Genomic DNA, 9,026 nt, shown 5'->3' on the forward strand with positions numbered 1-9,026 from the left:
CGGCCGGAGTCTGCCCGAAAATGGTCTTGTCCCGCCTTCCGGGCCTGCCCGTAGCGGGCAAAGCCTTCCAAATCTTGCTTCTGTTGCCCTCTAAACCGCACTCCTCTCGCCTTTTATCACTCTCCGGTTTTCTTGACGCGGCCCTGGCCGCCCCCCCCCTCACCCCCATCCGCCAGCCCGCGCAAAAATGGCGCGCCGGTTTTTACGATTGATCAATGAAACCGGAAACGGTAAATTGGTATGAAATAAGGAAAAGGAAGAAGTGAAAGACAAACGCCTCATGATCAGCGTCAGCAATCTGACAAAACGTTTTTCCTCCGGCACGGCGGTGAACGGTATTTCACTTGAAGTCCGGCGCGGGGAAACGCTCGGGTTTCTGGGGCCGAACGGCGCCGGCAAAACCACCACCTTGCGCATCCTGGCCGGCTACCTCGCGGCCACGGACGGGAACGTCAAGATTGACGGGCTTGACGTGCTGGAAAACTCGCGCGATGTCCGCAAAAAGATCGGTTATCTGCCGGAACATGTGCCTTTGTACCCGGAAATGCGGGTGGACGAATACCTGCGTTTCCGCGCCGGCCTGAAGGGCCTGAACCGGCGCCGCCTGAAAACGCGCCTGGACGAGGTCAAGACCCTTTGCGGACTGCACCAGGTTTCCGGCAGGCTTATCGGCCGGCTCTCGCGCGGCTATCATCAGCGCATCGGCCTGGCCGACAGTCTCATTCACGAGCCGGAACTGCTGCTGCTGGACGAGCCGACCATCGGGCTTGACCCCAACCAGATAAGGGCCATTCGCGAACTGGTCAAAACACTCGGGCAGAAACATACGGTTGTCCTTTCAACACATTACCTTCCAGAGGCGGAAATGCTGTGCGAGCGGGTGCTGATCATGAATCACGGAAGGATCGTGGCCTCCGATTCCCCCGCGGTCCTGACCGGCCTCTTAAAAAATAAAAATGTCATTGTGGCCGAGATCGGCGGCCCGCCCGGCGACATCCTGGGAGGACTGCGCGCCCTGCCGGGAGCGGCGGACGTCTCAAGCTTTTCCTGCGGGGCGGAGACCGGCCGGCCGGGCGAGGAATGGAACCGCTACACGCTGGAATGCGAGTTGGACGCCGATCCGCGCTGCCGTATTTTTACACTGGCGGCCATGCGCGGTTGGACGCTGCGCGAGCTGAAAATGGAACGTAAAAAACTGGAAGACGCTTTCGCTGAAATCACCGGCAACATCGGGATGAATTAAGAACCTGCCGTAAAATTCGCCCGGGCCGGGCCAGAACATGAAAAACATCTTATTACTATTGCGGCGGCAATTCCTGGCGTATTTCCGGACGCCGCTGGGCTTCACGGTCATCATTGTCTTCCTGATCGTTTCCGGCTTCAGCTTCTGCCGCCTGATTTCCCAAAGCGCCGTTGAGCCGGTGCAGGTCGGAGACATCCTTTTCGGCTCCGCCTATTTCTGGTTGATTTTTCTGGTAACCATCGCGCTGATCACCATGCCGCTGCTCGCCGAGGAGCGCCGCTCCGGCACGCTGGAAAACCTCCTGACCGCCCCGGTAACCGATTTGCAGGTGGCTTCAGCCAAATTCCTGGCAGGGTTTGCTTTTATCATTGTTATGCTCGCGCCGACCCTGGTCTACAGCGCGATTATTTACATGTTTCAGGCCCCAGACGGTTCGTTCGCTTTCCGGATCGTTTTGAGCGGTTATTTGATCGTCTTTCTCATCGGCGGCTTTTACATCGCCTTTGGCCTCTTGATGTCTTCCTTAACCGGGAGCATGGTGATAGCGGCGATACTGTGCTGCGCCGGCATGAGCGTGACTTTCCTCGCCGAGAATCTGCAATACGCCCTGAGTAATGCGCGGCTGGAGGCGGTGTTGGCCCGGATTTCCAGCATCCAGCACATCATTGATTTTTCGCGCGGCATCATTGATTCCCAGGCGGTTGTTTTTTACCTGTCGGGCACGGTTTTGTTCATTTATTTGACCGTCAAGTCAATTGAATCGCGACTGTGGAGATAAAACAATGAAACTCCGGGCCAAACGCGCCCTCATGAAAGGCAACGCGCTCGTGGTGATCGGCCTGGCCGTGATCCTGGCGGTCATGATCAATTATCTGGCCGTTCAACACCGGGTGCGGATTGACATCAGCCCGAGCCGTTATTACGCGTTGTCGGCGGCCACGCTGAACATACTGCGCAATCTGACGGTTCCGGCGCAGGCCATCGTCTTCATGAGCGTTAACCATGAAGAGTTCAACGAGGTTAAACAGCTGTTGAAAGAATACGAATGCGCCTCCAGAAAGTTCGGCGTGGAATATGTTGACCCGCACCGCGATCTGGCCCGCGCCAAGGAACTGGCCGGACAGTATAACGTTGCCGGTCCGGGCGTCATTGTCTTCCGGGCCGGCAACAGGACAAAAACCGTTGCGGTGAACGAACTGGCAACTTATGATTATGCCCCCCTGCTGGCCGGGCATCCGAAGGTCATGACTTCTTTCCGGGGAGAGCCGGTCTTTTCATCCGCCCTTTTCAGCCTCATGCAGGACCGCAGCCCGGTCGTTTATTTCCTGGCCGGACACGGCGAACAGCGCATTGACGATTTCAGCCAGCATGCGGGATATTCAATGATTGCGCGCCTGCTGGAAAAAGGCAACATCCAGCCCCGGACCTTTCATATCTCGGAAGGCCCCTCCATCCCCAAGGATTGCGACGTCCTGGTTATCGGCGGACAGAAGAAACCCCTGACCCACGTGGAAGCGGAAATGGTCAAAAAATATCTTGATGATTCCGGCCGGCTGCTTCTGATGGCGGATTCCGGCGTGGAAACCGGGCTGGAAAAAGTCCTGGAAACATGGGGCATCCGCCTCGGAATGGACCGGGTCGCGGGCACAACGCTGACCGGCCGCGAACTCCTGATAAGCCATTACGGCAATCATCCCATTACCGAGCAATTGCAGAACATGGCAACCATCTTCAATGTTCCCCGCTCGGTCCAGCCGCTGGCGCCGGACGCGCAGTCCCTTGACCAATCGGCCGATAAACCGCGGGTCATGATCCTTGCCGCAACTTCCGATGAAGGCTGGGCCGAAATGACATTTTACCAGAATCCTCCGAAATTTGACGCGGGCGTTGACCGCCGCGGCCCGATTCCCGTGGCGGTTGCCGTTGAAAAAGGCAGTCTGACTGTAGACGTTGAAATCAAGCCGACCCGCCTCGCGGTCATCGGCGACTCAACCTTTGTGTCCAACGGCGCCCTGCTCGCCGGCTACTCGCCCGACTTTTTCATCCATGCGCTGAACTGGCTTCTCGAACGCCGCGACGCGCCGGTATTCTCCCCGAAAACCCCGCCCCGGGTGCGTTTGAATATTGACCAGAAACGGCTGCGGGTAATTTATATTGTCGCCATTGTCGCCCTGCCGGCCATGATCCTTGCCATCGGCCTGGCCGTCTATCTGGGAAGGAGAAAGTAGCCATGCACCTGCGCACCACATTTTTCCTGCTGATCCTGGCGGCGCTGATATTCAGTTTCATCTGTTTCCATGAAGGATCCGACAACAATGAAACCGGAAAAAACGGCGCAAAAAGCAAACTGCTGGATTTTGAACCGGAACGGATTAATTACTGGTCGTTCGCCGGCCCGCAGGGTTTTATAGAGTGCTTCAATGAACGCGGGCAGTGGATAATCGCCAAACCGGTCAAGACGCGCGCCAACGACGCAAAAATCAACCATATGCTTTCCGTGCTGGCGGGCCTTCCAAAAGGCGAGACCATCACCGAGCACCAACGCAAGGCCCGGGCGCTGACCCTGGCCGATTACGGCCTGGAAAAACCGGACGTCCGCATTGTGCTCGGAGACGCCGAAAAACGCACGCTGATAAATGTCGGCAACCTGTCTCCCTTGAAGGACAGCATCCATGTCCAGGTCAACGACAGCGACCCGGTTGTGGCCACCGCCACCAATCTCCTCGGCATCATTCCGCGCAGCCTGGCCGATATCCGGGACACCCGCCTGCTCTCCGGAGCGCCGGCATATGTGAAAAAACTGGAAATCAAGAGCCGGAAACAACCCCTGATCCTTATCGTCAAGGAAGGACCGGAATGGATTTTGCGCAAACCGGTTACGGCCCGCGCCGACTGGCTTAAAATAACGGAACTGCTGGACAGTATCTTTAACACCCAAATAGCGCAGTATGTTACCGATACGATGACCGACCCCGCGCTCTACGGCCTGGGCGACGATGAATCTGTTTTGCAGGTCGGAGTCTGGCAGGACGAGAACGAAAACGGAGAATACCTCCTCTTCGGCAAGCAAACCGGCCAGAAAGGCGAACTGGTCTACGCCTGCCAACGCGGCCAAAATTCGGTTTTTGCCGTCAAAGCGGAAACGCTCGCCGCGCTGGCCGTTACGCTCGGCGGCATTCGCGATTCAAGACTTTTCTTTATGCCCCCCGACCTGTTTTCCGCAATCCGCATTGAGGAAGACAACAACATCCTCTTGCTGAGCCGCGACGACCATTCCGACTGGCAAATCGTTGAACCGAAAAAATGCAAGGCCGACAACAAAATCGTGGAAACATTAATCGCGCGCCTGAACTCGCTGCGGATTGAAATGTTTTTATCCGGCACCAATCTTGACGCCCGCCTGCAGAATCCGGCCAAAACAATTTCCGTGTCGGATGCGCCGGTTCCGCCGGTTGCCTCCAATGCCGTCCCTCCGGCCGCGGCGGAGCCGGCGGGAACAACGCGCACCCTGCTCTTAAGCGCACCGCTCCAGGGCCGCGAATGTGTTTTCGGTCGCTTCGCCGATGAAGACGAGGCGTATCATCTCTCGGCATCCGCCGTCGCAACGATTTCGCTCAATCCGCTGGCATACCGCGACAGCGCCGTTTTATCTGTTGATCCCGCCGCCGTCACCCGCATCGCCTTACGCAAAAACAACAGGGAACAGATTGTTGTCCGGGAAAATTCCGGCGCATGGAAGGCGGCGCAGACGCCGGACGCCCTGGTAAAACAAAAAGCGATCCGCGACCTGCTCGTTGCGACCGCCAATCTGCGCGCCGTGCGATTTGAACATTTTGAAGGCAGCGCGCCCGCCGGCATCTACGGCCTCCAGCCCGCGGCGCAAACCCTGACTTTAAGCATGAGCGGCAAAGAGGGCATCTCCAAAACGCTGTTGCTGGGCGGCAACGCGGAAGACGGGGGCGTCTATGCCATGCTGCAGGGACAGGAAATCATTTTCGTGCTTAACGCAAAACTGGTTGATTTGCTGTTGCGGGATTTGCTGCGGACGGAATGAAACTTTTCCGATCCCAACCGGCCGGAGATGACACAATGGCGTTCAGCTTGCTTAGAAAAATAAAATACATCCTGTTCATCCTGTTTGTGGCGGGACTTATCCTGCTTTTTTACCTGACTTCCGTCGGGCTGCCGCGCGCCCTGGTGCGTAAGATTGAGCCTTACCTGCAGTTCAGCGGCATGATTCTTAATCTGGACCGGATTAAACTGAGCGTCTTTGAGGGCATCGTCGCCACCGGCGTCAAATATTATAAAAAAGGCGATGTGGGCGATCCGATCATTCAAGCCGACCGGTTTGTTTTGAAACTGGAGCCGCTGGCCTGGATGCGGGGGGGAAACGGCGTCTCGGGCGCCGTCATCAAAAAAGGGCGGGCCTGTTTCTCGCCTGATAAGCCGGGCGCCGAAAAGATAATAATTGATGATATTTACGCCGACGTTCTTTTTGAGCGCCCGGCACGCCGCGCCGCCGCCGAACGCGAGACATCCCGGCCGCGCCTGAAAATACTCGGTTTTTCGGCGGCCATGGCCGCATTCAAGCTTTCCGGCAAAGGCGTGATTGTTCTGCCGGCGGAAAAAATATCCCTCAAAAACGGCGCCGCAAAACACGCCGAATCGTCCGGCGTTGATGCGGCCGGGCTGGATTTGTCCGTCCTGGCCGGACGCCTTGATGATTTTACCGCCGGCAACGCCGTAAACGCTGACGTGGATTTTTATATTGATCCGGATAACATTGAAAAATTGTCCTTCAAGGCCGATTTGCACGGACGGCATACCCGCTACGCGGACGTTGCCATCGGCGTGTGGAGCGCCAACATGCTCGTCAGCGGCAGAAGCGCCTCCGGAAATATCACTCTGAAAAACACGGAGATAAAACAAATTCAATTGCAGTCGCTTGATGTTCTTTTGAATTTTGACGAAAAAGGCATGCTCGCCGCTTCCTTGAAAAGCACGATCAACGGCGCGCCCCAGGCCGGGCCGCTGGACCTGCAGCTCAATTATAACCTCGCTTCCGGAAAATTTGAAGGCAAGGCAACCACGGGATGCGACCTGCGCGCCTTTGCGCCGTTCCTGCAAAGCCTTGAGCTGAAACTGGGCGATATTTTCGCGGCCTTTGACTTCAAACGTTCCCTGCCCGCGGGAAACATCGCTTTCCAGGGGGAATTTAAAACCGCTTTTTCCTGCCGGCTCAGCGGCGACGTCCTCGTTGACACTTTGTCCTTCAGGAAAGTCCCCTGTCTGCTCGTGAAACTCGGTTTTGAAGCCGAGCTCAACGATGCGGGGGAGAAAGTAAATATTCGCAATCTGCTCGTGGTGCGCGATGAAGGCCTGGCGCGCGGCAATTTTATTTATGAGTCGGACGATAAAACCATCAGTTTTTCTGGCATGTCCGTCGCCGACCCGCCGGCGGTCGCCGCCATGATTGACCCCGTAATCGCCTCGCCGCTGGAAGCTTTTTCCTTTAAAGGGCCGTGTTATATCACGGCCTTCGGCACCGTGGGATATGCCAGCAGCGCCCTGAATGACGCCGAAATCAATTTTAACGCCACCGACGTTGCCTGGAAAATGTTCAGGTTTGCGTCGTGCGCGCTGGCTCTCAACGTATGCGAAGAAAGTTATCAAATTGATGATTTCTACGGCAGTATCTGCCGCGGCATCATGAAAGGCTCCGCCTCCGTTGACCCGGCGGCCGGGTCAAGCAATATGATTTTTACGCTTTCCGCCGACGCGGAAAACGTTGATTTCGGCGTGCTCATCAACTCCCTGAGCGGCCGCCAGCTTGAAAACACTTACGAGGGCATCTGTTCCGGCGCCCTCAATCTCCAGGGATTCGTTGACGACCCCGGCGGGACGTCCATGAAAGGCAAAGGGTGGATAAAAATAATGCACGGCCGGATTTTTACAGTGCCGATTTTCGGCGGATTGTTTGATATCCTTGGAAAAATCATCCCCGGCCTCGGCTCCTTCAACGGTAAAAACAACGCCCAGGCCACGCTCACCGTTGAAAAAGGCAAAGTCCACGGCAGCAATATTTATATTGACGGCGACGTCTTCAGCCTGAAAGGAGCCGGGGACATATATTTTGACGGCAGGCTTGACTTCAAGGTGCAGGTTACCTTCATGCGGCATCAAAGCCTTATCGGAAATTTGCTGCAAATTGTTACCATGCCCCTCTCCAAGGCCCTGGAATTTCGCCTCGGCGGCACCGTCGCCAATCCAAAATGGGAGGCCGCCTATCTGCCGTTCTGACAAGCGATCGCGCGCGGGGCATCCGTAAAAAAAGCGGCTTGGCGGGTATTTGGCGAAGGGATGCCGCGCGAGAAGCCGCGGCCGAAAATCAGGATGCTTCTCCGGATTTAAGCGATGAAACGTGCCGGGCAAAAAAGACGGAAAACATTCCGCCGACCCCGAGACATACCGTCAGAAACCAGACAATTAGTCCCGACAAACCGGCCCCCGCCGCCAGGTATAAAACAACAAGCCCCAAGCCCATGGCCGGAAAAGCCTTAAACCCCGCCGGCCGGCGGCGCAGCATCAACATCCCAAGCGTAAGGGCCACCATTATTTTGCTTAAATACGCCAGGATAAAGAAAGCCGCTCCCGCCACAGCCGCGAGCGGAAGGCCGATGAGCGAAATGGCCAGGAAAAAACAGGCAAAAGGCGCCAGGCAGACCGCGGCAAAACCGACCGCCAGGCATTTCCAGAATGAATGCCGGATCGAAACAGCGCATTCCTCCGTAAAAGCGGGGAAAAGAAACAGCGTTAACGCGCCCGCGCCGAGCGCACCAAGAAAAAACCACGCTTGCATGAAAAACGATGGCCAGGAAAAGAGCGGACGGCGTCCGCTTTGCGGGGCCGGCTCCGTTTCGCGAATCAGTTGCCCTTGCAATACAACGTTCTTATCCAGCACAAGTTCGTTGGGCAGAAGATAAACCAGATCGCCTTCAATCCGGGTTTGCGGCAGAACAACGGCGTCGCCCGCCGTGATGCGCATGTTCCCGCCGAATTTGCCAGCCAAAGTCACGTTTTTGCCGGCGATGACCGTATCGCCGTCTATATTGCCTTCCAGGATCACGTTTTCGCCGACTATCACGGCTGCGCTCCCCAGCCGCCCCGCGGAGGTCAGATGAACCGAATTGCCGATAAAAATTGAACTGTTGGAAACCGCGCCGTCAATGACAATCATTTTAGCCAGCAAACGGGCATGATCCCCGATAACGCCGGTCAGACTGACGGCATTGCCGGCCGCCCAGACGTCATTCCCAAATTGACCGGCCAGCGAAATGGAACCGTCCCTTCCGGGACGCTCCTTCCAGCCCTGACCGGCGGCCAGCAGGAAAAGATCGTTTCCAACCCGGCCTTTGATCTCAATGGAATTGGCCGAAAGCCAAAGGTCGTTGGAAAGCGTTTCGCCCTCCCCGAGCAAAAACCGATTGGTCTGGATAAAGCCGGCGGCGCCGGCCGAACCGATGAGCATCAGGCCAGCGCCGACGGACAGCAGAAAAACGATAAGCCGCTTGCCGGTCATGGTTATTTTTTTTTACGGTGCGTTAAAAATCCATTTGACTATAACCGGCCTTACGGCATATTTCAACCTAAAAACGAAGGGGCGCGCCAGGGCTGTGTTACCCGTGGTGGTAACACAGGCTGAATCAAGAAGATAGAAAATAAAACTGGACAATCCGGAATCTGTCTGCTATTGCTTTCCGGCATGAATACAAACACTTGGAAG

The 9,026-nt window shown here is 56.3% G+C and carries 7 protein-coding genes; 6 read left to right on the top strand and 1 reads right to left on the bottom strand.

Annotated features, from left to right (window positions below):
* From PHP98_10830 to PHP98_10855, 6 genes are all read left to right on the top strand, one after another.
* Positions 1 to 212 (top strand): hypothetical protein (locus PHP98_10830; GenBank protein MDD5484121.1); only part of this gene is annotated, 212 nt, incomplete at its 5' end.
* Between the two features lie 50 nt (positions 213 to 262).
* Complete coding sequence (locus PHP98_10835; protein MDD5484122.1) at positions 263 to 1,243, top strand: ATP-binding cassette domain-containing protein; 981 nt, start codon at positions 263 to 265, stop codon at positions 1,241 to 1,243.
* Between the two features lie 37 nt (positions 1,244 to 1,280).
* Positions 1,281 to 2,021, top strand: a complete 741-nt coding sequence (locus PHP98_10840) for an ABC transporter permease (protein ID MDD5484123.1) — start codon at positions 1,281 to 1,283, stop codon at positions 2,019 to 2,021.
* Between the two features lie 4 nt (positions 2,022 to 2,025).
* Positions 2,026 to 3,471 (top strand): GldG family protein, encoded by a 1,446-nt coding sequence (locus PHP98_10845; GenBank protein MDD5484124.1) that lies wholly within the window; start codon positions 2,026 to 2,028, stop codon positions 3,469 to 3,471.
* A gap of 2 nt (positions 3,472 to 3,473) precedes the next feature.
* Positions 3,474 to 5,297: a DUF4340 domain-containing protein gene (locus PHP98_10850; GenBank protein MDD5484125.1), complete on the top strand. Its 1,824-nt coding sequence runs from the start codon at positions 3,474 to 3,476 to the stop codon at positions 5,295 to 5,297.
* Between the two features lie 35 nt (positions 5,298 to 5,332).
* On the top strand, positions 5,333 to 7,543 hold the full coding sequence (locus PHP98_10855) for an AsmA-like C-terminal region-containing protein (protein MDD5484126.1): 2,211 nt from the start codon (positions 5,333 to 5,335) through the stop codon (positions 7,541 to 7,543).
* 88 nt (positions 7,544 to 7,631) lie between these two features.
* Here PHP98_10855 and PHP98_10860 read toward each other — a convergent pair whose 3' ends face one another.
* On the bottom strand, positions 7,632 to 8,822 hold the full coding sequence (locus tag PHP98_10860; protein MDD5484127.1) for a polymer-forming cytoskeletal protein: 1,191 nt from the start codon (positions 8,820 to 8,822) through the stop codon (positions 7,632 to 7,634).
* Between the last annotated feature and the right edge of the window lie 204 nt (positions 8,823 to 9,026).

The sequence above is a fragment of the Kiritimatiellia bacterium genome (assembly GCA_028715905.1).
Taxonomy (GTDB): domain Bacteria; phylum Verrucomicrobiota; class Kiritimatiellia; order JAAZAB01; family JAAZAB01; genus JAQUQV01.

What these genes read in the sequence shown, in the direction of transcription:
- PHP98_10840 (MDD5484123.1), top strand. Translation starts at nt 1,281, where the DNA reads ATGAAAAACATCTTATTACTATTGCGGCGGCAATTCCTGGCGTATTTC.
- PHP98_10845 (MDD5484124.1), top strand. Translation starts at nt 2,026, where the DNA reads ATGAAACTCCGGGCCAAACGCGCCCTCATGAAAGGCAACGCGCTCGTG.
- PHP98_10850 (MDD5484125.1), top strand. Translation starts at nt 3,474, where the DNA reads ATGCACCTGCGCACCACATTTTTCCTGCTGATCCTGGCGGCGCTGATA.
- PHP98_10855 (MDD5484126.1), top strand. Translation starts at nt 5,333, where the DNA reads ATGGCGTTCAGCTTGCTTAGAAAAATAAAATACATCCTGTTCATCCTG.
- PHP98_10860 (MDD5484127.1), bottom strand. Translation starts at nt 8,822, where the DNA reads ATGACCGGCAAGCGGCTTATCGTTTTTCTGCTGTCCGTCGGCGCTGGC.